Below are 246 nucleotides of genomic sequence, written 5' to 3'. Positions count from 1 at the left end.
CCAGCGCATTGAACCGTGGCGCAAGCTGGCCTTCGCTAGCGCCCCCATCCGCCGCCAAAAGCGCCTCGGCCATCACCAGGCCAAGCACCCGGTCGCCCAGGAATTCCAACCGCTGGTTGTCGCCCCGCGTGGCGGTCGACATCGACGAATGCGTGACCGCGCGCACCACTTGGCCGGGGTCTGAAAATTCATACCCCAGCCGTTTTTGTAGAGCCTTCAATTCTGCCGAAATTTTCACTCGATCCC

Annotated in this window: 1 pseudogene; it reads right to left on the bottom strand. The window is 62.2% G+C overall.

From position 1 onward, the window contains the following. A pseudogene (locus Q4528_RS15335) lies at nucleotides 1–246 on the bottom strand (ribonuclease III); the annotation flags it as partial.

It is taken from the genome of Staphylococcus pasteuri (genome assembly GCF_030547725.1).
GTDB lineage: Bacteria > Bacillota > Bacilli > Staphylococcales > Staphylococcaceae > Staphylococcus > Staphylococcus pasteuri.
The sequence above is the reverse complement of the archived record's forward strand: the minus strand, read 5'-3'. Positions and strand labels throughout refer to the sequence as shown.